Source organism: Actinomadura sp. NPDC023710 (assembly GCF_040639875.1).
In the GTDB taxonomy this organism is placed as follows: Bacteria; Actinomycetota; Actinomycetes; order Streptosporangiales; family Streptosporangiaceae; genus Spirillospora; species Spirillospora citrea.
On record NZ_JBFAGB010000015.1, the window covers coordinates 1 to 24,019 of the forward strand.

The 24,019-nt window shown below is 69.7% G+C and carries 23 protein-coding genes and 1 tRNA gene; 1 reads left to right on the plus strand and 23 read right to left on the minus strand.

Annotation, left to right across the window (positions count from 1 at the left end; translation table 11 throughout):
* From AB0H37_RS18750 to AB0H37_RS18860, 23 genes are all read right to left on the minus strand, one after another.
* On the minus strand, positions 1-280 hold a 280-nt coding region (locus AB0H37_RS18750), incomplete at its 3' end, for a hypothetical protein (RefSeq protein WP_143227393.1).
* A 597-nt stretch (positions 281-877) separates the two neighbouring features.
* The gene (locus AB0H37_RS18755; protein ID WP_360613988.1) at positions 878-2,023 is read right to left on the minus strand and encodes a hypothetical protein; all 1,146 of its coding nucleotides are present in this window, start codon (positions 2,021-2,023) and stop codon (positions 878-880) included.
* Positions 2,020-2,508, minus strand: coding sequence for a nuclear transport factor 2 family protein (locus tag AB0H37_RS18760; RefSeq protein ID WP_179837707.1), 489 nt, complete (start codon positions 2,506-2,508; stop codon positions 2,020-2,022). Before AB0H37_RS18760 ends, AB0H37_RS18755 begins: the two co-directional genes overlap by 4 nt.
* Positions 2,509-2,518: 10 nt before the next feature.
* Positions 2,519-4,003, minus strand: coding sequence for an MlaD family protein (locus AB0H37_RS18765; RefSeq protein ID WP_360613990.1), 1,485 nt, complete (start codon positions 4,001-4,003; stop codon positions 2,519-2,521).
* Positions 4,000-5,352, minus strand: coding sequence for an MCE family protein (locus tag AB0H37_RS18770; protein ID WP_360613992.1), 1,353 nt, complete (start codon positions 5,350-5,352; stop codon positions 4,000-4,002). The genes AB0H37_RS18765 and AB0H37_RS18770 overlap by 4 nt, the downstream gene beginning before the upstream one ends.
* On the minus strand, positions 5,349-6,626 hold the full coding sequence (locus AB0H37_RS18775; protein WP_360613994.1) for an MCE family protein: 1,278 nt from the start codon (positions 6,624-6,626) through the stop codon (positions 5,349-5,351). Before AB0H37_RS18775 ends, AB0H37_RS18770 begins: the two co-directional genes overlap by 4 nt.
* Before the next feature lie 15 nt (positions 6,627-6,641).
* Positions 6,642-7,718, minus strand: coding sequence for an MCE family protein (locus tag AB0H37_RS18780; protein ID WP_329085192.1), 1,077 nt, complete (start codon positions 7,716-7,718; stop codon positions 6,642-6,644).
* Positions 7,719-8,750: an MCE family protein gene (locus AB0H37_RS18785; RefSeq protein ID WP_329085190.1), complete on the minus strand. Its 1,032-nt coding sequence runs from the start codon at positions 8,748-8,750 to the stop codon at positions 7,719-7,721.
* The gene (locus AB0H37_RS18790) at positions 8,747-10,051 is read right to left on the minus strand and encodes an MCE family protein (RefSeq protein ID WP_179837713.1); all 1,305 of its coding nucleotides are present in this window, start codon (positions 10,049-10,051) and stop codon (positions 8,747-8,749) included. The genes AB0H37_RS18785 and AB0H37_RS18790 overlap by 4 nt, the downstream gene beginning before the upstream one ends.
* 4 nt (positions 10,052-10,055) lie before the next feature.
* Positions 10,056-10,904, minus strand: a complete 849-nt coding sequence (locus AB0H37_RS18795) for an ABC transporter permease (RefSeq protein ID WP_089315409.1) — start codon at positions 10,902-10,904, stop codon at positions 10,056-10,058.
* Complete coding sequence (locus AB0H37_RS18800; protein ID WP_229810621.1) at positions 10,905-11,603, minus strand: ABC transporter permease; 699 nt, start codon at positions 11,601-11,603, stop codon at positions 10,905-10,907.
* Positions 11,604-11,755: 152 nt separating this feature from the next.
* Complete coding sequence (locus AB0H37_RS18805; RefSeq protein WP_229810605.1) at positions 11,756-12,880, minus strand: ABC transporter ATP-binding protein; 1,125 nt, start codon at positions 12,878-12,880, stop codon at positions 11,756-11,758.
* 610 nt (positions 12,881-13,490) lie between these two features.
* Positions 13,491-13,880: a 50S ribosomal protein L7/L12 gene (gene rplL / locus AB0H37_RS18810; RefSeq protein WP_329085187.1), complete on the minus strand. Its 390-nt coding sequence runs from the start codon at positions 13,878-13,880 to the stop codon at positions 13,491-13,493.
* Positions 13,881-13,934: 54 nt separating this feature from the next.
* Positions 13,935-14,501 (minus strand): 50S ribosomal protein L10, encoded by a 567-nt coding sequence (gene rplJ / locus AB0H37_RS18815; protein WP_179837715.1) that lies wholly within the window; start codon positions 14,499-14,501, stop codon positions 13,935-13,937.
* Positions 14,502-14,824: 323 nt separating this feature from the next.
* A complete protein-coding gene (locus AB0H37_RS18820) occupies positions 14,825-15,703 on the minus strand; it encodes an LppX_LprAFG lipoprotein (protein WP_329085185.1) in 879 nt (292 codons plus the stop codon).
* A gap of 89 nt (positions 15,704-15,792) precedes the next feature.
* Positions 15,793-16,644, minus strand: coding sequence for a hypothetical protein (locus AB0H37_RS18825; RefSeq protein WP_218935421.1), 852 nt, complete (start codon positions 16,642-16,644; stop codon positions 15,793-15,795).
* Positions 16,645-16,807: 163 nt separating this feature from the next.
* Positions 16,808-17,680, minus strand: a complete 873-nt coding sequence (locus AB0H37_RS18830; protein WP_360613997.1) for a hypothetical protein — start codon at positions 17,678-17,680, stop codon at positions 16,808-16,810.
* A gap of 91 nt (positions 17,681-17,771) precedes the next feature.
* Entirely contained in the window at positions 17,772-19,337 is a 1,566-nt protein-coding gene (locus AB0H37_RS18835; protein ID WP_360613999.1) for an AMP-binding protein, read from the minus strand.
* Between the two features lie 245 nt (positions 19,338-19,582).
* On the minus strand, positions 19,583-20,299 hold the full coding sequence (gene rplA / locus AB0H37_RS18840) for a 50S ribosomal protein L1 (protein WP_179837719.1): 717 nt from the start codon (positions 20,297-20,299) through the stop codon (positions 19,583-19,585).
* A 60-nt stretch (positions 20,300-20,359) separates the two neighbouring features.
* Entirely contained in the window at positions 20,360-20,791 is a 432-nt protein-coding gene (rplK, locus tag AB0H37_RS18845; protein WP_179837720.1) for a 50S ribosomal protein L11, read from the minus strand.
* Between the two features lie 314 nt (positions 20,792-21,105).
* Positions 21,106-22,011: a transcription termination/antitermination protein NusG gene (gene nusG / locus AB0H37_RS18850; RefSeq protein WP_360614002.1), complete on the minus strand. Its 906-nt coding sequence runs from the start codon at positions 22,009-22,011 to the stop codon at positions 21,106-21,108.
* A gap of 80 nt (positions 22,012-22,091) precedes the next feature.
* Positions 22,092-22,346: a preprotein translocase subunit SecE gene (gene secE / locus AB0H37_RS18855; RefSeq protein WP_089315420.1), complete on the minus strand. Its 255-nt coding sequence runs from the start codon at positions 22,344-22,346 to the stop codon at positions 22,092-22,094.
* A 122-nt stretch (positions 22,347-22,468) separates the two neighbouring features.
* Positions 22,469-22,541, minus strand: a tRNA-Trp gene (locus tag AB0H37_RS18860).
* Positions 22,542-22,797: 256 nt separating this feature from the next.
* On the opposite strand from AB0H37_RS18860, the gene AB0H37_RS18865 reads away from it, so the two are divergent.
* Positions 22,798-24,009, plus strand: coding sequence for a pyridoxal phosphate-dependent aminotransferase (locus AB0H37_RS18865; RefSeq protein ID WP_360614004.1), 1,212 nt, complete (start codon positions 22,798-22,800; stop codon positions 24,007-24,009).
* Positions 24,010-24,019: the final 10 nt, after the last annotated feature.

Below are 24,019 nucleotides of genomic sequence, written 5' to 3' on the forward strand. Positions count from 1 at the left end.
GGTGATCCCGGAACGACAGGGACATCGTCCCGGAGAAGTCCTCGATCGGACTGATCTCTTCGAAGATCTCCTCCAGCCCCGACTGCGTCGGGACGCTCTTACTTCCGGCCTTCTGGGCCGCCTCGACCCGGGCCTTCCACCTCTCGTTGCCCAGCAGCCAGTCGAACGAGTTGGTCTGCAGAGCAAGGAGGTCCGGGACTTCGAGCGGCTCCTTGATGCGCGCGAAGGAGACGCGGTTCGGACCGGTTGCGGTATTCGAGGCGTTGCGCGAGGCTGCCAAGAGTGGTCCTTCCGAGGGCTCGCGGCGTAAAACAGATGACACGCACGCCAGACGATCCACGTTCGAGACCTGCTCAAAGAGGTCCAAAGCGGACCTTCACAGGGGTGCTCTCACACGTGGATAGTCAGAGGGCAGCGCAAAGGGGCAGTGTAGCCGAACCGGTACACCGCTCGCAACTCTAGCGCCGCAGTATGCATCACGTTGCCATGGAGCATCGCCCCTCAGCGCCTCTCAGTCAAGAGCGGACTTGGACTTTTCAGGCCCTGACCTGCAGTGAGGAAGGCCATAGTTTAGGGATCGGGGTTGACAGCCCGCGAATCGCCGCAGGCGGCGGGTCGCGCGCCCGCGGGCCGCGCTGCCCGCGACCTCGGCTAGGTGCGGCCCGCGGGGGTTAACGGTTGCTCGTCCAGGGGCCGTGCCGGGCGTCTGGAACACCCCGGGAGAGACGGGCGCCCAGGACCTGCAGGGGCAGGTCCTGGGCCCGGAGCGACACGTCCAGGCCCGGGAGGGACAAGTCCTGACCCCGGCGGGGCAGGGCCTGACCCCGAAACGACAGATCCAGACCTCGGAGGGGCAGGCCCGGGGAGGGACAGGTGTCTAGGAGAGGACGGTGAGCTCGGAGGCGAGCCACTTGCCGTCCTCCTTGACCATCGTCAGCTTGATGCGCAGCGGCTCGGGGAGGCGCTGCTGCTTGTCGCCCTTGGTCGCCGACGACCGGTTGGCGTAGACGAGCGCCACGACCTTGTCGGGGGTCGCGCTGACGACGCCGACCTTCATCACGGTCGTGTTGGAGACGGCCTGCTGCTGGACGGCGACGGTCTTGAGCTGCTGGGCGAGCTTGTCGTACTGGGTGTGCAGCTTGCCCGTCGTGGTCGCGGACGCGGCCTTCAGGTCGGTGTCCAGCGTCTGGTAGTCGTACGAGGACAGCTTCTGGGCCGCGCGGGACGCCGCGAAGGACGCCTCCTTGGACGCCTGCTCGGTCGCGTTCTGCTCGCGGACCTTCAACGCCAGCGCCGTGGTGCCGGCCGCGAGCGCGATCGCCAGGACGACCAGGACGGCGATGACGGTCGACCTGCCGCCCAGCCGGGACCGGCCTGCCGGCTCGTCGTCGTCCTCGTCCTCGTCGGCCTCGGAGTCCTCGCCGCCCTCGGTGTCCTCGTCGGTCGCCTTGGGGGGCTTCTTGAGGTTCAGACGCCTGGTCCTGGTGGCCTTGGCAGGCTTCGTGGCCTCGGCGTCTTCCTCGACCTCGGCGCCTTCTTCAGCCTCGGCGTCTTCCTCCGCCTCGGCGGCCTTGGTGCTCGCGGCACTCTTGCCCGCCTTGGTCGTCTTTCCGGCCTTGGTGGTCTTGGCGGGCGCGGCGGCCTTGGTGGTCTTGGTCGTCTCGACGGCCTTCGCGTCGGCGTCGGACGTGGTCTCGTCCGCTTCGACGTTCACATCGTCGTCGACGACGGCCTCGGCGTCCGCATCGGCTGCTGAGTCCACCTCTGCGGCGTCGACGTCATCGGGTGTGACTTCGGGCGCCTTCCGACCACGACGGGGCTTCTTAGGGGATTTGAGGGCCTTCGGAGTCTCCTCCGGGACGCTCTCCTCCGGCTCCTCGTCCGCCTCGGCGGCGGCCGCCTCGTCCGCGGCGATCTGGGCGAGCCGCGCGGCCTCCCGGGCCTTCGCGGCGGCCTCCTCCGCCAGGCGCGCCGCCTCGGCGGCCTCCTCGGCCCTGGCCGCTCGATCCGCCTTGATCGTCACGGGACAACCTCCAGTCCGGACACGAGCCAGCGCCCGTCGAGCCGCGTGAGGTCCATCTGGTACCGGTAGCCCTGCGGCGTGCCGTTCTGCACCTTGTCGTTGGTGACGGTCCCGGTGAGGGAGACCATCACCTCGGCGGAGTCGCCGTCGATGGAGACCAGCGCGGCGTCGACCTCACTGACCGTCGACTTGGCCTTGGCCTTGGTGATCTGCTGCATGAAGGCGTTCGACTGGCTGCCCAGCTTGTTCCTGAGGTCGCCGGTGGTGCCGCCCACGATGCGGTCCAGGTCGCGCTGGGCGGTGGCGGCGTCGAGCGACATCAGGTTGACGCCCATCTGGCGCGCCGACTGGATCGCCTTCGCCTTCTGGTCGGCCTCGTCCTTGTTCCTGAGGGAGACCACGCCGAGCCAGCCGGACGCGATGGCGAGCCCCACCACGACGACGCCCAGCGCGATCGCGGTGATCAGGGGTAGACGGCGCCTCATCGTGCCCGCCTCACTGGCTCAGCGGTCCGAGCAGGAGCCACTTCCACGAGGATTCCTCTCCCAACTGGCGTGTACCGGCGCTGCGCGGCATGACGTATCGCTTGCCATCGGGGCCGTAGACCGCACCCGTCGTTGGATCGTATCCAGCGAATTCGACTGAACCGGCCGGATACGACAGGTACAGGTTTCCGTTCGCGAGCTGGCCCGTCGGGGCGGCCGCGGCCTTCGCCTTGGTCTTGCCGGAGCCCTTGGCGTCCGTCTTGCCGCCGTCGCCGTCACCGCCGTCCCCGTCGCCGTCGTCGCGGGTGCCGTACGCGCCGCCCTCGGGGAACCCCGCGCCGGTGGTGGCGCCCGGGGGGACCTGCGGGAAGGGCGCGATGGCGTCGCGCGGGAAGTTGCGGGAACCGCGGACGGACGTGGGCGCGTCGTGGGGCGCCTTGCAGCCGACGTCCAGGCGCGGCTTCTTCTTCGAGGTGTCCTGCGGCCAGCGGTGCTTGACCTTCTCGTAGCCCTCGGTGCAGGCGGGCGGCGCGTCGATGTTGAGGTCGAGGCCCAGGTGCTGGGTCCCGTCGCCGGGCGTGACGGTGAACGCGCCCGCGACCGTCACCGGGTAGAGGATGAACAGCGACCGCAGGCCGGCCTTGCGGGACGCGATGACCTGGCCGGTGGTGGTGAGGTTGGCCAGCAGGACGGGCAGCGTCGGCGCGAGCTGGTTGATGGCCTGGTGGGTCTCGTTCACCGCGCCCGGCGCGTTCTCGATGGTCTTGCGCAGCGCCGGGTCGTCGTTGCGGAGCGAGGTGGTCAGCGCGTTCAGGTTGCGGGCGAATCCCTGGATGTTGGCGGCCTGGCCGCGCTGGGTGTCCAGGACGGTCACGCCGTTGTTCAGCAGCCGCTCGGTGTCGGGATAGGCCTCGTTGGCGGTCTTCAGCAGCCGGTCGGTGTCGTCCAGGATCGACTGCAGGTCCGAGGCGGAGCCGGAGAACGCCTTGTCCAGCTCGTCCACGATGACGCCGAGGTCCTTGGTGTTCACCGAGCCGACGAGGGAGTCGACGTTGCGCAGCAGCTCGGCGGTGGACACCGGCAGCGTGGTGCGGCTCCGCGGGATGGTGTACGGGTCGCCCTGGTCCAGGAAGGGCCCGGACTTCGTGGTGGGCTCCAGGTCGACGTACTGCTCGCCGACCGCCGAGCGGTTCGCCACGACGGCCTTGGTGCCCTCGCGCGGGATCCGCTTGCCGCGCTCCAGCAGCAGCTTGACGCGGATGCCGTCCTTGGTCAGCTCGATGGGGCCGGCGCGCCCGACCGGGACGCCCCGGTAGGTGACCTCGGCGTTGGTGAACACGCCGCCGGAGTCGGTGAGGTCGACATAGGCGATGTACTGCTTGCCGAGCAGGTCGCGGCCGATGCCGATGTAGTTGACCGAGACGATCGCCACGCCGACGACGGTGATGACCGCGAAGGCGATGAGCTGGACGATGACGCCGCGCTTGAGGATCACGAGAGGCCCCCCGTCATCAGGGTCCGCAGACCGCCGTCACCGGGGTCGGGGGCGAGCGCGCCCGGCCGTCCCTGGTCGTTCGTGCCGGCCGGCTTCCCCGGGGTCTGTGTGGTGCCGCCGGGAAGGCCGGGCAGCCCGCCCTGCCCCGTGCCGCCCTGGCCGCCGCCCGGGGTCTGCGGCAGGACGCCCAGCGGGGAGTCCGGCAGCGTCACGTTCGGGACCTGGAGCATGCCGCGCATCTGCTTGCCGCTGCCGAGCAGCCCTTCCAGGTCGGTGCCGCCGAGCAGGTTCTGCGCGATGGACTCGAAGTCCAGGTCGACGGTCAGCCTCACGTTGCCGTAGTCGCCCGCGATGACGTTCTCGAACGTGGAGGGGAACGGGAAGGTGATCAGCGTCTCCAGCGACTTCGGCAGGTCGGAGCCGGCCTTGTTGAGGTTGCGCAGGATCGTGTCGAGGTCCCGCAGGTTGGCCAGCATGTCGGCCTTGGACTGGTTGATCACGTACGTGGTGGTGCGGCTGAGCTTGTTCAGCGCGACCAGCATCTTGGTGAGGTCGGCGCGGTTCCGGTTGAGGACGGCGATCGCGGGCCCGGTCTCGTCGATGGTGTCCTGGATCGTCTTGCGCTCGTCGGACAGCTTGCCGGTCAGCCGGTCGATGCTGTCCAGCGCCCGGGTGATCGCGGCGCGGTTCTGGTCCAGCGTCCCGGCGAAGGTGTTCACCCGCTGCAGCACCGACTTGATCGTGGACTCCCGGCCGCCCATCGTGGCCTGCAGCTCGTGGCTGATCGTGGAGACCTGCTCCAGGCCGCCGCCGTTCAGCAGCAGCGACATCGCCGACAGCACCTCTTCGATCTCGGTGCCGCGGGACGTGCGGTTCAGCGGGATCAGGTCGTCGTCGGCGAGCTCCCCGACCGGCGCCTCGTTCTTCGGCGGTTCGAGCTGGACGAACTTCTCGCCGAGCAGGCTGGTCTGGCTGACGGTCGCGATCGCGTTGTCGGGGAGCTTGACGTCCCCGCGGAACTTGACCGTGACGACGGCGTGCCAGCCGCCCCCCTGCCCCTGCCCGCCCGGCTCGCCGGCCAGCTCGATCTTCTCGACCTTGCCCACCGACACGTCGTTGACCTTGACCGCCGACTTCGGGACGAGGTCCAGCACGTTCGCGAACTCGATCTTCACGGTGCGCGGGTGCGGGCCGAGATCGGGCCCGCCGGGCAGCGGCAGCGACTCCACGCCGTTGAACGAGCAGCCCGACAGGGCCGTCACGCCCGCGAGCGCGGCGGCGCCGAGCAGCCGCACCCTGCCCCGCGACCGTGCGCCCGTCGACCGTGTGCTGATCGACCGCCTGCTCATCGGCCACCTCCAGGCAGCAGTGCCGTGATGTCCGTGGGCTTCTTCTGGGTCCCGGTCGCCGCGGTCTTGTTCGTGGTGCTCGTCTTGCCGGACCCGCCGGACCTGCCCCGCGGTCCGTAGGCGTCCGGTGGGACGGGGACCGGGTCGTAGTGCGTGGTCAGTGCGGTGATCCAGGACAGGTCCAGGCCGAACCCGGTCAGCGCCTTGCCGATCCCGTTGTAGGGCGTGACGAAGTCGAGGCACTCCTTGGCGGGCGTGCCCACCGAGTACGCCAGCGAGCAGATCCAGTCGGCCAGGTTGTGGAACTGGCGGAAGTTGTCGCGGGTGTGGATCGTGCCGCTGATCGGGTCGTAGGCGCGGGCCAGGTTGTTGACCGCCAGCGGGCCGGCGGTGAGGATCTCGGTGAGCGCGCCCTTCTCCTTCACCAGCACTCCGGTGATCTGCGCGAGCTGCCGGACGTTGGAGGCCAGCTCGGTGCGGTTGCCCTTGACGAACCGCTGCACGTTCTTCAGCGTCGGGGCCAGGGTGTTGAGGGCCGCGCTCAGCTCCTCCCTCTCCCCCGCGAGCTGCCCGGAGACGCCGTTGAGGTGCCCGGAGAACGACTTGATCTGCTGGTCGTTGGCCTTCATCGCGTCGGTGATGATCCGCAGGTTCTTGATCGTCTCGGCCACGTCGCCGCGGTCGGTGCTCAGCGTGCTGAGCGCCTTGGACGCGTCGGCGATCGTCTGCCGGATGTCCTCGCCCTGCCCGTCCAGGTTCGCCGCGCCGACCTGCAGCAGCCGCGACAGCGAGCCCTGCTCGCCGTTCGCGCCGGGCGCGTTCGCGCCCTGCGGGCCGAGCGCCTTGGACAGCTCGTTCAGGCTCCCGCCGACCTCGTCGACCTCGACCGGCACCGCGGTGCGGTTCGTGCCCAGCGTCGCCCCGTCGGCGAGGACGGCGCCGCCCTTGTAGACGGGCGTGATCTGGATGTAGCGGTCGGAGACGAGGGTCTGGTTGACGATCGCGGCCTGCGCGCCCGCGGGGACCTTGTACTTCGCGTCGTAGCTCAGCTCGACCTTCACCGCGTCGCCGACGGGCTCGACGCCCGTGACCTCGCCGACGGGGATGCCGAGGATGCGGACGTCCGCGCCCTTGTACAGGCCGACCGCCTTGGTGAAGTACGCCGTCATGTGGCGCTGCTTCGGCTCCTGGAGGACCAGCAGGAGCACGGCGGCCAGCACCGCGACGGCGAGGATCGCGCCGCCCAGGCGGAGGATGCTCGTGGAGTTACGCACTGGTGACCTGCCTGCTCACGGGAGGAAGGGCAACGGGTTGTCGCTGTTGCCGGTCTTGCCGGGGCCGGACGATCCGCCGCCCGGGCGGGCGCCCTGCTTGTTCGTCGTCGCGCCTCCGCCGGACGGGGGGTTCTGGATCGAGGCGGGGATCGGGATCAGGTTCTGGATCCACGAGTCGAACCAGCGGCCGGTGCCCGTCACGTCGGAGAACTGCCGGGCGAACGGCGCGAACAGCTGGAGGATCCGGTCCAGGTTGTTCTGGTTCTTCAGCAGGATCCGGTTGACCTTGGCCAGGTTGTCCAGCATCGGGCGCAACTGCTTGTCGTTCTCGTTGATCAGCGCGTTCACCTGCTGCGACAGGGTCACGGTGTTGATCAGCAGCTGGTGGATGACCTCGCGCCTGGCCTGCACCGCCTGGAGCACCTTGTCGCCGTCCTGGACGAGCTTGGCGAAGTCCTGGTTGCGGTCGGCGAGCAGCTTGGAGACGTCCTTGGCCTTGCCGGCCAGCTCGTGCAGCTCGTCGTCGCGGGACGCCACCGTGTTGGACAGCCGGCGCAGCCCCTGCAGGGAGGCCCTGACCTCCTCCGGGGAGTTCTTGAAGGTGTCCGACAGCACGTCGAACGACTTGGCGACCTGCTGCACGTCGATCGCGCCGACGCGCTGGCTCAGCTCGCTGATCGCGGGGACGACCTCGAACGGGGTGTGCGTCCGCTCGATCGGGACGTTGCGGCCGAGCCTGCCGCGCCCGCGCGGGGTGAGCGCGAGGTAGTGCGCGCCGAGCACCGTCTTGATCTTGATGTCGGCCTCGGTGCGGTCGCCGAGCCGCACGCCGTCGTCGACCCGGAAGGTGACCTTGACGTGGTCGCCGTCCAGATCCAGCGCGGTGACCTTGCCGACCTTGACGCCCGCGATGCGGACCTCCTCGCCGGCCCGCAGCCCGGCCGCCTCCCGGAACGCGGCGGTGTGGGTCTTGCCGCCGGAGATGAACGGGATGTTCTCCAGGTTCATCGCCAGCACCACCAGCACGATGATGATCGCGAACGCGGAGAGCCCGATGGGGACCGGGTTGCGTTCCCGGAACGGGATCCTCATCTACTTGCACCTCGCGTTCTCGTTCACGATCGCCGGGGTCTGGTAGACCGGTCCGCCCGGCAGCCGCACCCGCGCGTCGAGGCCGCAGATGTACATGTTGAACCAGGAGCCGTAGGAGGAGATGTTCACCAGCCCCTCCAGCCGCTTCGGCGTCCGCTGCAGGCCCGCGTCGAGCTCCTTGCCGTTCGCGTCGAACGTGGCGGTGAGCTTGCGCAGCCCCGCGATGTCGTTGCGGATGTCCGGGCGGGCGTCGGCGAGCAGGTCCTGCGTGGTGCCGGTCAGCTCGTTGATCGCCGCCACCGAGTCGAAGATCGCCCTGCGGTCCCCCGAGACCCCGCCGACGAACCCGCGCAGGTCCGTGATCAGCTGGTTGACCTCGTCGTGCCGCTCGTCGATGGTGCCGAGCACGGTGTTCAGGTTGTCGATCACCTGGCCGATGACCTTGTCCCGGTCGGCGAGCGTGTTGGTCAGCGACGCGACGTGCGCGAGCAGGCTGTTGATCGTCCCGCCCTCGCCCTGGAGCACCTGGATGATCTGCATCGCGAGCGTGTTGACGTCCTTGGGCTCCAGCGCGCGGAACAGCGGCCGGAACCCGTTGAACAGGGTCGTCAGGTCCAGCGCGGGCGTGGTCTGCGCGACCGGGATCGTCCCGCCCGGCCTGAGGTAGTCGTTGGCCTGCCCGGCGCCGTCGGTCAGCGCGAGGTACCGCTGACCCATCAGGTTGCGGTACCGGATCTGCGCCTGGGTGGACGTGGGCAGCCCCGCCTTGAACACGTTCTCCTTCTGGAGGCTGAACGTCACCTCGGCCTTGTCGCCCCTGTACAGCTCGATGTGCTCGATCTGGCCGACCCGGACGCCGGCGACGCGCACGTCGTCGTTGTCGAGCAGGCCCGTCACGTCCGAGAAGATCGCCTTGTAGGTGGTCGTCTCCCGGAACCGCATGTTGGAGATCGTCATCGCCAGCACGCCGGTGGCCAGCGAGGTGACGACCACGAAGATCCCCAGCTTGATCGCCGCACTGGTCGTCCTCACTTGACCGTCACCACCGATCCGTCGGCCAGCAGCGGCCCGAACATCAGCGCGGCGACGTCGGACAGCTGGTCGGCGCGGGTCCGCGTCACCGGGCCGAGCACGTTCTTGATCTTGTCCTTCTCGCTCATCGAGCCCGGGTCCACGAAGACGTTCGACAGCGCCCGGCCGCGGCTCCCGCCGCCGTTCGGGTCATCGGGGTTCTTCCACCACAGGTCGTCCTGCGTGCCGTCCAGCGCGAGGTAGGTCGGGGACGGGACCTTGGGGTTCGGCAGCCCGTAGCAGCGCGGGTCGCGCTGGTCCTTGGCCTCCGGCTTGTCCAGCGGGTACTTGTAGCCCGGCACGGGCTTGACGATCTCGACCGTCAGGTTGAAGGTCTTGGACCCGTTGCCGCCGGCCACCCGCTGGGACTCCGGCTTGAGCTTCATCAGCCCGGCGAACACGCACGGCAGCGACGGGGAGTAGCGGGCGATCAGGTCCAGCCCGTCCCGGTTCGCGATGTTGAAGCCGATGATCTTCGGGGCGTTCTGCCGCATGAACACGTCGCCGTCCTGGGCCAGCGCGGTCGTCGCCGGGATCAGCTGCTCGATCGTCGCCTTCTTGTCGGTGATCGTCCTGCTGGTGACGTTCAGGTTGCGGAGCGTCTGCAGCAGGTCGGGCGCCGCGGCGCTGTAGATGTCGGAGACGTCGGCCAGGGCGTTCAGGTCGTGCACCAGCGTGCCGAGCTGCGGATTGATCTTCCGCAGCAGCTCGTCGGCCTCCTCCAGGTTCCGGCCGATCTGGTCGCCGCGGCCCTGCAGCGCCGTCGCGAGGGCGTTCAGCGTCGCGTTCAGCTCCGCCGGCTTCACCGCCTGCAGCAGCGGGAGCAGGTCGTTCAGCACCTTGTCGATCTCGACGGCGGCCTGGGAGCGGTCCTGCTGGATCACCTGGCCCGAGCGCAGCCCGAGCGGGCCCGCCTGCGCCGGGATCCCCAGGTCCACGTACTTCTCGCCGAACAGCGTCTTCGGCAGCAGCCGCGCCTGGACGTTCCGCGGGATCAGCTTCGCCTTGCCCGGGTCCAGCGACAGGTGGAGCGTCGCTCCCTGCGCGTCGGCGTCGGTGCCGCGCACCTCTCCGACGATCAGGCCGCGGACCTTCACGTCCGAGTGCGGCAGCAGCTGCAGCCCCGCCCGCTCGCTCCGCACCTTCACTTCGAGCGTCGGCGTGAACGCCTTGTTGTACAGCGCCACGGTCAGCGCCAGCAGCAGGATGATCACGACGATCATCGACGTGCCGAGGACCCGGTAACGCAAACGCTCACTCATGTGGTCACCCCGCGATCCGGACGCTGGTGGTGGTGCCCCAGATCGCCATGCCGAGCATCAGGTCGACCACATTGATCACCACGATGCTGGTCCGCACCGCGCGGCCCACCGCCACGCCGACGCCCGCCGGGCCGCCGGAGGCGTGGTAGCCGTAGTAGCAGTGGATCAGCATCACCAGCACCGCGAAAACGATCACTTTTCCGAACGACCACAAGATGTCGTACGGCGGTAGGAACAGATGGAAGTAATGGTCGTAGGTGCCGGTCGACTGGCCGTAGAACATCGTCACGATGACCCGGGTCGCGCCGTAGGAGGCGAGCAGGCCCACGATGTACAGCGGGATGACCGCGATCATCCCGGCGAGCATCCGGGTGGTGACGAGGAACGGCATCGACGGGACGGCCATGACCTCCAGCGCGTCGATCTCGTCGGAGATCCGCATCGCGCCGAGCTGGGCGGTGAACCCGCAGCCGACCGTCGCCGACAGCGCGAGCGCCGACACCAGCGGCGCGATCTCGCGGGTGTTGAAGTAGGACGCGACGAACCCGGTGAACGCGGCCGTGCCGATCTGGTTCAGCGACTCGTAGCCCTGCAGGCCGACCTGGCTGCCGGTGAAGAACGTCATGAACCCGACGATCACCACCGAGCCGCCGATCACCGCGAGGCCGCCGGTGCCGAGGCTCACCTCGGCCAGCAGCCGCAGCACCTCCGTCCGGTACCGGCGCAGCACCCGGAACACCCACGCGAACGCGCGGGCGTAGAACGACATCTGGTGGCCGAAGTCGTCCAGCCGGTCGAGCGGTGCGCTCACCACCCGCCGGGCGGCCTTGCCCGTCTTGCCAGGGGCAGCCATCTACATCCCCTTCGACGGGACGAACTGGAAGTACAGCGTGGAGATCAGGAAGTTCTCCAGGAAGAGCAGCATGAACGTGATGACGACGGTCTGGTTGACCGCGTCGCCCACGCCCTTCGGCCCGCCCTTGGCGTTCAGGCCCTTGTACGCCGCGACCAGGCCCGCGGTGATGCCGAAGACGAACGCCTTGAACTCGGCCTGCAGCAGGTCGGGCAGCTGCGCGATGGCGTTGAAGGAGGCCAGGTAGGCGCCGGGGGTGCCGCCCTGCAGCATCACGTTGAAGAAGTAGCCGCCCAGCAGGCCGACCACCGAGACCAGCCCGTTGAGGAACAGCGCGACGAACGCGCAGGCGAGCATCCGCGGCACCACCAGGCGGTGCAGGGGGTTGATGCCCAGCACCTCCATGGCGTCGATCTCCTCGCGGATCTTCCGGGAGCCGATGTCGGCGCACATCGCCGACCCGGCGGCGCCCGCGACCAGCAGGGAGGTGACCAGCGGGCTGGCCTCCCGGACGATCGCGACCACCGCGGTCGCGCCGGTGTAGGACTGCGCGCCGAGTTGCCGGATCAGCCCGCCGACCTGGAGGGACAGCACGCCGCCGAAGGGGATGGCGACCAGCATCGTGGGGACGACGGTGACGCTGACGATGAACCAGGCCTGCTGGATGAACTCGCGCCACTGGAACGGCCACTGGAACATCGCGCGGCCGGTGTCCAGGCACAGGGCGAAGAACCGTCCCGGTTCCTTGATCGCGACGTTGGCCGCGCCGTCCCCGATCTTGCGGAACGTCGCCGAAGAGCCCTCGCCCTTCCTTGCCCCTCGCTGGTCCGCGCCGATACCAGGAGTGGACATCAGTAGCCTGCACCCGCTCCCGGCCGGCCGGGCGGCGGGTTGCCGGGGAACCGGTCCCCGGGACCGCCGGGCGGAGGACCGGCGGGCGGCATGCCGCCGGGCGCCCCGTGTGCGCCGCCGGAGGGGGCGCCGACGGGCGTCATGGACGCCACGTACCGCGGCCACTCCTCCACCCAGTTGCGGCCGAGGTCGTCGATGAACGAGCCGGGCGGCGGCGTGACGCCGTGCGCCGCGCACCACGCGCCGGGCGCGTGCATGCCGGTGCGGATCAGCCCGTTGCTCGGCATCTGCTGCGGCGGGATCGGCGGCAGCTTGCCGGGGTCGTGCCCCATCTTCGCCTCGGCCTCCAGCTCGGACTCGTCCTTCTCCTCGGACATGCCGATCGGGCCGATCTTGCTGGCGTTGAGGAACTGCCGGACGACCGGCTCCTCGCTGGACAGCAGCATCTCCCGCGGCCCGAACATCGCCAGGTGCCGCTGGTACAGCAGGCCGATGTTGTCCGGGAGGGTACGGGCGGTGTTGATGTCGTGGGTGACGATCAGGAACGTCGCGCCGATCTGCGCGTTGAGGTCGATGAACACCTGGTTGAGGAACGCGGTGCGGACCGGGTCGAGGCCGGAGTCCGGCTCGTCCACCAGCAGGATCTCGGGGTCCAGGACGAGCGCGCGGGCCAGGCCGGCGCGCTTCTTCATGCCGCCGGAGATCTCGCCGGGAAGCTTGTGCTCGGCACCGAGGAGACCGACCAGGTCCATCTTCTCCATGACGATGCGCTTGATCTCGGACTCGGACTTCTTGGTGTGCTCGCGGAGCGGGAACGCGATGTTGTCGAACAGGTTCATGGAGCCGAAGAGGGCGCCGTCCTGGAACAGGACGCCGAACAGCTTCCGGGTGTCGTACAGCTGCGACTCGGGCAGGTACGGCAGGTCCCTGTCGCCGATCCAGATGTGCCCGCGGTCGGGCTTGAGCAGCCCGACGAGGGACTTCAGGAAGACCGACTTTCCGGTACCGGACGGACCCAGGAGAACGGAGATCTCACCTGCGGGAATGGTCAGCGACACGTCCTGCCAGATCACCTGGCGGCCGAAGGACTTCGTCAGACCCTCGACTCTGATCTCGACGCCCACTCGTCACCTTTCGTCCAGGCCGGGGGAATCCCGAACCAATGAGCGAGTAGCACTCAGGCTCTTTCTGTCATCACACCGCGTTCTGTCGTCACACCGCGTGTCCGCCGCATTGCTACCGTCCGGTAGGCGTGACGGGTGCCACTACCGTAGCGGCCCCCCGTCCAAATGGAAGGGGTTCCCCCCCAGATCAGCGGCTAAATGCGACGTTGTAAGACAATCGTTACTTACGGCGCCTATGAGACTAGTGGTCCAAGAGCCGGAGCCTCAAGACCGGGGTGCCGGGACGACCGCGACCGTGCGGCCCGCCGCACTGGGGGGACGTGAGCGGCCGGGTGTGGCCACAGCGTCAGACGGGACGCTACGCCGCGGGCCGGAACCCGCACAACCCGCCCGGACACACGGTTTCCCGCAGGTGTTTGTCACCTCGGTACAGAAAACGGGCCCTTCCGGACCGCGGGTCCACGTTCCGCGACAGGACCGCCCGTCGGTCGCCTGACGGGCGCCTCCCCGCCTCCCGCCCGCACAAACGGAAGGAGGCGGCCACCCCATCGGGGTGACCGCCTCCTGGAGAGCGGGGGAGCCGCGCGGGCTCCGGAGCTCTGGAGCGTCGTTACTTGACGGTGACCGAGGCGCCGGCCTTCTCCAGGGCCTCCTTGGCCTTGTCGGCCGTCTCCTTGTTGACCTTCTCCAGCAGCGCCTTCGGCGCGCCGTCGACCAGGTCCTTGGCCTCCTTGAGGCCGAGGCTCGTCAGGGCGCGCACCTCCTTGATGACCTGGATCTTCTTGTCGCCGGCACCCTCGAGGATGACGTCGAACTCGTCCTGGACCGGGGCCTCCTCGGCGCCGCCGACCGGAAGGCCCTGGCCCGGGGCAACGGCGGCGACGGGGGCGGCGGCCTTGACGTCGAAGACCTCTTCGAACTGCTTCACGAACTCGGAGAGCTCGAGAAGGGTCATCTCCTTGAAGGCGTCGAGCAGGTCGTCGGTGCTGAGCTTCGCCATGATGATTCCTCCGCTATGGCTTGTGATCTGGGGTGGTACGGAACCGCGGGTTGCCTACTCGGCGGACGCCTCGGCGGCGGCGGGTGCCTCGGCGGTCTCGCCCTCGGCCTCGCGCTTGGCGCGCAGCGCCTCGGCGAGCTGGGCGGCCTGCGTCGGCAGAGCGTTGAACAGCGCGGCGGCGTTCGCCATCGAGCCCTTCATCGCACCGGCCAGCTTCGCGAGGAGCACCTCGCGCGACTCAAGATCCGCCAGCTTGGTGATCTCGGCCGCGTCCATCGACTGACCGTCGATGAAGCCGCCCTTGATCACCAGCATCGGGTTCGTCTTGGCGAAGTCGCGCAGGCCCTTGGCGGCCTCGACCACGTCGCCGCGGACGAACGCGATGGCCGACGGGCCTTCGAGCAGGTCGCGGAACTGCTCGTCGACGCCGGCCTCGTTCGCGGCGCGCTTGGTCAGCGTGTTCTTCACCACGCGGAACCGCGCGGTCTCGCCGAGGTTGTCGCGCAGCTCCTTGACCTGCGCGACGGAAAGCCCGCGGTACTCGGTCAGCACGGCGCCGTTGGAGCTCTCGAACTCGTTCTTGAGCTCGGCGATCGCCGCGTCCTTGTGGGCCTTGGCCATAGCCCTCCTTCCGATTACCTGGGTGGTCCGATCCACGCCGCAGTCCGCGGACGAACTGGGGCGCCGATCCACCAAAAAACGCCCCGGCGCAGGCGCACGGGGCGTTCAGGCACGACACGGAGGCCATGCGGGAAGCTCTCGTCTCACCTACGCAGGCCGCCCGAACTGAGTCGGGTCCTTCGGTCACCTCGCGGGAGGTGACGACCGGCGGTCTTCGGCACGGGACAGCATACGTGCCCTGACCGAGGAGGCCAAATCGGCGGACACGGCGAGGGACCGCGCCCCGGGCGGGGTGCGGTCCCTCGGTCGCGCTCAGGTTCGGATCAGGTGCCGGGCAGTCCACCGCCGCCGCCGAGGCGGTTCATGATCTCGCCGAAGTCGGTGACCTCGCTCGCCGGCGGCTCGGTGACCTGGACCGGCTTGCCGTAGTCGCGGTACTTCATCGTCATGATCATGTCGCCCGCGGTCGACTGCGTCGACTTCATCGTCATCTGGCGCGGCAGTTGCTGCCCGTCCACCCACAGGTCGAAGTGCATGGCCTGGAGGCCGGTCGTGCCGAGGCTCTTGCGGTAGGCCTCCCGCGTCTCCGGGGAGAGCTTCGCGACCGCGTCCTCCATCTTGTACGTGCCGGTGTAGTGGGTCGTCTGGACGCCGTCGATCGTCTCCTTGCCGACCTCGCGCGCGTCCTTGGACGCCGTCAGCATCTTGGTGTTCTGCACCGGGTCCATCTGCCGGGACTGCTGGAGCAGCTCGTCGATGTTCATCCCGGTCTTGGCGCCCAGCTCGTCCAGCGAGATCTTGATCCAGGGCTTGGTCCCGCCGCCGAGCTGGGACAGCATCGGCATCTTCATGTACATGTTCCGGCCGACGAGCCGCTGCTCCATGCCGGACATCGGCTTGCCCGCGACCGTCATCTGCCCGAAGTTCATGCTGTAGGCCAGATCGGGCTTCGTGCGGTACTGCATCGTGCCGTTCATCGACACGGCGCCCGTCGACGAGCCGGTCGACTTCATCGTCATGTCGGCCTGGAACGAGTCGATCTGGCCGGTCTTCTCGGCGGCCTTCCCGAGGACCTGCGCGGCGGACAGCCGCAGTCCCTTGCCGGCGTCGTCCACCGTCTTCTCGGCGTCCCCGAGACAGCCGGTCAGCGAGAGGGCGAGGCCGGTGGCCAGCGCCGTGCCTACCGCGAAACGACGGATCATCAGGGGGGTCTCCTTGGTCTTCTTGGCGCCCGGGCGATGGAGCCGAACGGTACATCAGACGCAAATGACCCCGCTGCGGTTCACCGTTCTCAGTTACCGCCCAGGATGCCCTGGAGGGACAGCTGCCCCACCTGGTCGGACGGCGGCGTGTTCACGTTGAACGACTTGCCGTAGTCGCTGTAGAGGACGGTCACCGAGCCGTTCTCGCCCTGCGAGCCGGTGGCCTTGGAGACGAGCTTGCGCGGCAGGTTCTCACCGTCCGTCCACAGGTCGAAGTTGATCTTGCCGTTGGCGCGGTCCTTCGGCAGCCACTGCTGGACCTTCGTGCGGGCCTGCGCGTCCAGCCGGTTCAGCGCGTCCTCGACGGTGACCGTCCCGGCGTAGTGCGTCGTCTTGACGCCGTCGACCGTTTCGGTGCCGACCCTGCGGGCGTCCTTGGAGCCGGTGAACATCTTCGTCTGCTCGGCCGGGTCCACCTTCTGCACCTGGTCGACCAGGCCCCGGACGTCAAAGCCCGTCCGCTGCGCCATCTGGTTCACGTCGATCTTCACCCACGGCTTGCCGCCGCTGACGAACTGCGCGAGCTGCGGGACCTTCGCGTACAGCACGTTGTCGGTGAAGACGGCCTGGCCCTTGGCGCCCGGCACGCTCTGCCCGTTCTGGCTGAAGTCGTCCAGCTTCGCGCTGAACTCCAGCGACGGGCGCAGCCGGAACTGCCCGTTGGCGTGGACCTTCCCGCCGCGGTCGCCGGTGCCCGTCACCGTCAGGTCGGCCTTGAACGTGTCGGCCTTGCCGGTCTTCTCTGACGCCTTCAGCAACGCCTGGTTGGCGCTGAGCTTCATGTTGCCGGTGTTCTCCGACCCGTCCCCGTTACATCCGGACAGGAGGAGCGCGGTACCTACTGCGGTGCCGCCGGCCGCCACCACGAGTCGTCGGTTCATGAGGGTTGAGCCTCCCTTGTCGCCCTGCTGGTGTTCCCAGTCTCTTCGGGCGCTAACGGCGAGGCATCCCCCGGTGGTACGAATGGGCCCCCGCGCGGTACGACCAACGGCGTAGCCGTCCCCCTGATCTGACGTCAGGGTGGTCCGGTGTTCCGAGCCCGCGTCAGCGGTAGGAGCCGAAGGTCATCGACCCGGCGAACCCCGCGCCGGGCGCCTGCGCGCCGAGGCTGATCGCGGTCGGGCGGGCCTCGCTGTCGGCCAGCAGATCGAGCCCGCATCCGGTGTCGTCCGGCACCCACTTGCGGAACGCCGTCGCCGCGTCCTGCGGAAGCAGCGCGTACACGCCGCCCATGAGCGCCTGCGCGGTGAAGCGCGTCCGCCCGGCGGCGTCCGGCTCGCCCGCCGTCATGCCGGGCAGCGTCCCGATCATGAAGGTGAACTGCCGGGGGTCGGAGTCGTTCTGCAGCTTGCCCAGCTGCGCCGCCGTCAGCGTGGACCGCGTCCACTTCTGCCCGTCGTAACCCTTGAGCGTGCTCCCCTGGACGATCACCTTCTGGGTGACCTTGGACAGCTCGCCGCCCTTCATCGTCTGCGTGACGCCGGTGGCGCTCATCGCGAACGTCGGCCACAGCGTGAACGTGGCCGTCTCGGTGGCGTGCTGGTAGTCGCCGTTCGGCCCGACCGTCACCTTCATGTCCGTCTTGCGGGTGAAGGAGTGCAGGCTCGGACCGGGCTGGGGCGGCGCCGTCGGCAGGCCGTGCGCGGCGCCCCCGTTTCCGGGTGCGCGCGTGCCGGGACGCGCGCTCGCGCCGGGAGCCGACCCCGGCGCGCCGGGCGTGCCCGGGGAGACCGTGGCGGCCGCGGCGCCGTTGGGGTTGGCGGGGTCGCGCTGGGCCATCGCCGCGGAGGGGGGCAGCGCCCCCGCATCCTTCGGGGAGTCGCCCCCGATCTTCACCACCATCAGGATCGCCGTGGGCACGACGGCCACCGCGGTCACGGCGGAGATGGCGATGGCCCGATCGGTACGACGCTTCACGCGGCAATTCAACACCAGGTTCCTCGGCGGTAACAAAACAATCAGGTACCAAATTGTCCGGTTCCGGACTGCAAGCCGTGTATCCGCCGGTTCAGCAGCCTTCGGGCCGATCGGCCGGCTCGGTGCGGGTGGCCAGCTCGGTGCGGAGGACGGTCTTGCGGACCTTGCCGGTCCCGGTGCGCGGGAGGACCGCCACGAACGCGATGCGCCGCGGGGTCTTGAAACCGGCGAGCCGGGCGCGGCAGGCCGCGACCAGGTCCTCCTCCCGCGGCGGGACGCCGTCCGGCACGATCACCGCGCACACCGACTGGCCCCAGCGCGGATCGGGCAGCCCCACCACCGCCACCTCGCCGACCCCCCGGACCGTGCGCAGGACGTCCTCGACCTCGCGCGACGAGACGTTCTCCCCGCCCGTGATGATCACGTCCTTGAGCCGGTCGGCGAGGTACAGGTAGCCGTCGTCGTCGACGCGGCCGGCGTCGCCGGTGCGGAACCAGCCACCCGCGAACGCCTCGGCGGTCGCCAGCGGATCGTCCCAGTACCCGTCCGCCACCTGTGGCCCGCGGACGACCACCTCGCCCTGCGCACCGGGCGGGAGCGGGGCCCCGTCCTCGCCGATCACGGCGATCTCCGCGCCGGCGCCCGGGCGGCCCGCCGACGCCGCCAACTCCGGCCGCCCCGCGACGGCGGCACGGTGGTCCGCCGGGGACAGGAACGTCGCGTTGCCGGACAGCTCGGTCATGCCGTACCCCTGGTTCAGGTCGCAGCCGAGCACCGCGTCCGCACGGCGCAGCAGCGGAACCGGCATCGGCGCCGACCCGTACGCGATCACCCGGACGGTGGCGCGCAGCGCCACCAGAGCCACCGGGTCCCCGTCCAGGTGCGCGAGCAGATCCTCCAGCATCGTGGGGGCGAGCGAGAGGTTCGTGACGCCGTGCCGGCGCGCCGCCTCCACCAGGACGGCCGGACCGAACCGGCGCAGCACGACGGCATGCCGCCGGAACAGGTGGTGCAGGACGACCTGGTAGCCCGCCACATGGCACAGGGGGAACGGCGTGCAGAACACGTCACCTGGCAGCACGGGACGCCCCGAAGCCGTGACCGTGATGCCCGCGAGCAGGCTCCGGTGGGTGAGCCGCACGCCCTTCGGCCGGCCGGTCGTGCCGCTGGTGAACATCAGCCAGGCGACCCCGGCCGGATCGTGGTCGCCCTCCCGAGAGGGGGCCGGGCCGTCCCACGGCAGGTCGGCGACGTCCACGAGCGGCGGATGGTCGCCGGGAAGCCCGCCCTCGCGGGCCAGCCTCTCCAGCAGCTCCGGCTCACCGATGACGAGCTCGGCTCCGCAGCGGACGATCTGGTCGGCCCATTCGCGCGGATGCAACCTCTGGTTCAGCGGCACCAGGATCCTGCCGTCGCGCGGGACCCCGTAGTAGGCCGCCACGTACTCCAGCCGGTTGTGCGCGAGCAGCGCCACCCGCGCCCCGGGCGAGCACCGCGCCGACAGGTGGGCGCCCAGCGCGTCCGTCCGGGCGCGCAGCTCCCGGAACGTCCACGTCGTGCCGTCGACCGACACGGCCGGGGCCTCGGGGGCGTCTTCCGCGGCCCCGTCGAGCACGTCGTACAACCGGTGGACGTCCCGACGCTGCAACCCGCCCATGGCATCCCTTCGCCGACGATCCGGGCCGCCGAATCTAGCGGCGGACCGGTCGGCGATGCCGGCCGCGTCCCGCTGAACGCGACCCGAAGCACGTCGCCCCGTTAGTAGCCCCCATGGAGAACGGCGGCCCCATGAGGAGCGCCCGCAAAAAGACACCCCCGCTTAAATCAGCCCTGAAAAGCGGGCAGGGCGCCCCCGGTCGTACCGGGGGCGCCCTGCTCGACGGCGTTCTACGCCAGGCTTGATCAGGCCTCTTCGAGCTCGGCCGTCAGGTTGCGGACCGCGTTCGGGTCCACCGGGATGCTCGGGCCCATCGACGTGGTCAGCGCCGCCTTCCTGACGTACCGGCCCTTCGCGGCGGACGGCTTGAGGCGCTGGATCTCGTCGACCGCGGCGGCGTAGTTCTCCACCAGCTGGCGCTCGTCGAAGGACGCCTTGCCGATGATGAAGTGCAGGTTCGCGTGCCGGTCGACCCGGAACTCGATCTTGCCGCCCTTGATGTCGGTGACGGCCTTCGACACGTCCATGGTGACCGTGCCCGTCTTCGGGTTCGGCATCAGGCCGCGCGGACCGAGCACCCGGCCGAGCCGGCCGACCTTGCCCATCTGGTCCGGCGTGGCGACGACGGCGTCGAAGTCCAGGAAGCCGCCCTGGATCCGCTCGATCAGGTCGTCCGAGCCGACCAGGTCGGCGCCCGCCGCCTCGGCCTCCTGCGCCTTGGCGCCGACGGCGAAGACGAGCACGCGGGCGGTCTTGCCGGTGCCGTGCGGCAGGTTGACCGTGCCGCGGACCATCTGGTCGGCCTTGCGCGGGTCGACGCCCAGCCGCATGGCGACCTCGACGGTCGCGTCGAACTTGGTGACCGCGGTCTCCTTGGCCAGCTTCACGGCCTCGACCGGGCTGTACAGCCGCTCCCGGTCGATCTTCTCCGCCGCGGCGCGGTAGCCCTTGCTGCGCTTCATGTGCGTTCCTCCAGATTGGAACTCGTGGTAGGGGCCAGCGCCGGCCCTCCCACTGACGGCTTACTTGACCTCGATGCCCATCGACCGCGCGGTGCCGGCGACGATCTTCTCGGCGGCGTCCAGGTCCTTGGCGTTGAGGTCGGGCATCTTGGTCGTGGCGATCTCACGGACCTGGTCGCGGGTGACCGAGCCGACCTTGGTCTTGTGCGGCTCGCCGCTGCCCTTCTCCACGCCCGCGGCCTTCAGGATGAGCTGCGCGGCCGGCGGGGTCTTGGTGACGAAGCTGAACGACCGGTCCTCGTAGATGGTGATCTCTACGGGGATGACGTTGCCGCGCTGGGACTCCGTGGCAGCGTTGTACTGCTTGCAGAAGTCCATGATGTTGACGCCGTGCGGACCGAGCGCGGTACCGACCGGCGGCGCAGGCGTGGCCTGACCGGCCTGCAGCTGGACCTTGACGAGCGCGGCGATCTTCTTCTTCTTGGGAGGCATGCCTCTCCCTCGTGTTCCTCTTCACTGTGGTCCCGACTCCCGGACACCGGGCAACACGGCGGGCGGAACTAGACCGCCGCGTTGGGACCTTGGCCGACCCCCCGCGCCCCCGCGTGCGCGGGGCGCGAAGCCGCACCCTCACGGGCACAGCGACTGGGGTCATCCCCGCGCGAGCGGGGGCGACGGGCGCCCGCCTCCGAGGACCGGAGGCCGGGAACCCGAACCCGTCCCCGCCTGGGCGGGGACGGCCCGTCCAGGATACGGCCTGGCCGGAGCGGCCCGGACGTGTCGGGGACGGGGTCGGACTCGAGCTGTCAGATCTTGGAGACCTGGTTGAAGGAGAGCTCGACCGGCGTCTCGCGACCGAAGATGGAGACCAGGACCTTGAGCTTCTGCTGCTCGGCGTTGATCTCGTTGACGGTGGCGGGGAGGGTGGCGAAGGGGCCGTCCATGACGGTGACCGACTCGCCGACCTCGTAGTCGACGGTGGCGGGGGCCTTGGCCTGCTCCTTGGCGGTCTTGGCGACGCCCTCCTCCGGCTCGGGGGCCAGCAGGTTGGCGACCTCGTCCAGGCTGAGGGGGGACGGCTTGTTCAGCAGGCCGACGAACCCGGTGACGCCGGGGGTGTTGCGGACCGCGGCCCACGACTCGTCGGTGAGCTCCATGCGGACGAGGATGTAGCCCGGCAGGACCTTCTCGTTGACCTTCTGGCGCTTGCCGCCCTTGATCTCGGTCACCTCGTGCTGCGGGACCTCGATCTGGAAGATGTAGTCCTCCATGTTGAGGGTCTGCGTGCGGGTCTCGATGTTGGTCTTGACCCGGTTCTCGTAGCCCGCGTAGGAGTGCACGACGTACCAGTCGCCCGGCTGGAGGCGGAGCTGCATCTTGAAGTCGGCGTACGGGTCGGCCGGCGGCTCGGCGGCGGCCTCCTCCTCTTCGCCGGCCTCGCCTTCGGCGGCCTCCTCGGAGGCGGCCTCGTCCTCGGCGGACGGGGCCGGCTTCTCGCCCTCGACGGACTCGGCGAGCTCGGCGGCGCCCTCGGCCGCGTCCGGCGCGGGGCCCTCCCCCTCGAGCTTCGTGTCCGCGGGCTCGGCGTCACCGGCGGAGACGACCGCCTCGGCCGTCTCGTCGGCGGGCTCGGCCGCCTGGTCGGCCGCAGCAGCCGCAGCGGACTGGGCCTCTTCCACGGCCTCGTCGTAGGGCTGTGAGGGCTCGGACACGGTCAACTCTTCTCTCGGTCTGCGGTGATGGACTTGCGAAGGTACGGCGGGGCCCGGCATCCGGCCCTGGCCGGGCGGCGTCAGCCGAAGAGCTCGTAGATGCCCTTCTGCAACCCGTAGTCGACGCCGGAGACGATCGCGACCATGACCAGCACGAACACGAGCGAAACGGTCGTGTAGGTGATCAGCTCTCGCCGCGTCGGCCAGATGACCTTGCGCAGCTCGGCAATGATCTGGCGCACGAACAGCGCGGGCGAGGTCCGCTTGGAAGGGGACTTGTTCTTGCCCTTGCCCTCGTCCTTGGCCTCGGGCTCGTCGCGAGTCTCAGTCGCCATTTGCCGCCGTTCACCTCATAGGTCGTGATCCAACCACTCTGTGGTTGCCGCGCGGTCCCGTGCCGCGGAGTGCCACGGCGACGCCATGGCGCGGCCGGCACGGGTGCGCGCACCGCACCTCGCAGGGCAGGAGGGACTCGAACCCCCAACCGCCGGTTTTGGAGACCGGAGCTCTACCAATTGAGCCACTGCCCTTCGCTTCTCCGGCTAAGGAGAACCCCGACCACGGGATCGGGTGGGTGCCGGGTCCCAGCTTACGGCCTGATCTGTGCCCGCGTGCGGACAGGCGCGTATACCGGCGACACGTCACTTGGAGGAGGAGTCTACGTGCCGGAGGGGCCCGCGTCGAACCGGATACCGGGGGACCGCCGGGAGGCCGCGGCGGCGACCCGTCCGACCGGCCTGGATATATGGCTGCGGGTCCCGGCGCGCCGTCTGTAACGATAGGGGGATGAGCATCGACCGTCCTCGCATCTCCAAGCGCATCGCCGCGATTTCCGAGTCCGCCACGCTGGCCGTCGACGCCAAGGCCAAGGCGCTGAAGGCGGCGGGCCGCCCGGTCATCGGCTTCGGCGCGGGCGAGCCCGACTTCCCGACTCCCGACTACATCGTCGAGGCCGCGGTGACCGCGTGCCGGGTGCCGCGCTTCCACAAGTACACGCCCGCGGGCGGGCTGCCCGAGCTGCGCGCCGCGATCGCCGAGAAGACCGAGCGCGACTCCGGCCACCGGGTCGATGCGTCGCAGGTGCTGGTGACCAACGGCGGCAAGCAGGCGGTGTACGAGGCGTTCGCGGCGCTGCTCGACCCGGGCGACGAGGTGATCGTCCCGACGCCGTACTGGACGACCTACCCCGAGTCGATCAAGCTGGCGGGCGGGGTGCCCGTGGACGTCGTCGCCGACGAGACCACCGGCTACAAGGTGAGCGTCGAGCAGCTGGAGGCGGCCCGCACCGACCGGACGAAGGTGCTGCTGTTCGTGTCGCCGTCCAACCCGACGGGCGCGGTCTACAGCCGCAACGAGATCGAGGCGATCGGGCGCTGGGCGGACGGGCACGGCCTGTGGGTCGTCACCGACGAGATCTACGAGCACCTCGTGTACGGGGGCGCCGAGTTCCACTCGATGCCCGTGGTGGTGCCGGAGCTGGCCGACCGGACGCTCGTCCTGAACGGGGTGGCCAAGACCTACGCGATGACCGGCTGGCGGGTCGGCTGGCTGATCGGCCCGGCGGACGTGGTGAAGGCCGCGCAGAACCTGCAGTCGCACGCGACGTCCAACGTGGCGAACGTCTCCCAGGCCGCCGCGCTCGCCGCGGTGACCGGCGACCTGTCGGCGGTCGCGGAGATGCGCACGGCGTTCGACCGGCGCCGGCAGACGATGGTGCGGATGCTGAACGAGATCCCGGGTGTGGTGTGCCCCGAGCCGGAGGGCGCGTTCTACGCCTACCCGTCGGTCAAGGCGCTGCTCGGCACGCAGGTGCGCGGCAGGCGTCCGGAGACGTCGGTGGAGCTGGCGTCGCTGATCCTGGAGGAGGCCGAGGTCGCGCTGGTGCCGGGCGAGGCGTTCGGCACGCCGGGCTACTTCCGCCTCTCCTACGCGCTGGGCGACGACGACCTGGTCGAGGGCGTCTCGCGCGTCGCGAAGCTGCTGTCCGAGGCGGGCTGACCCCCACAGG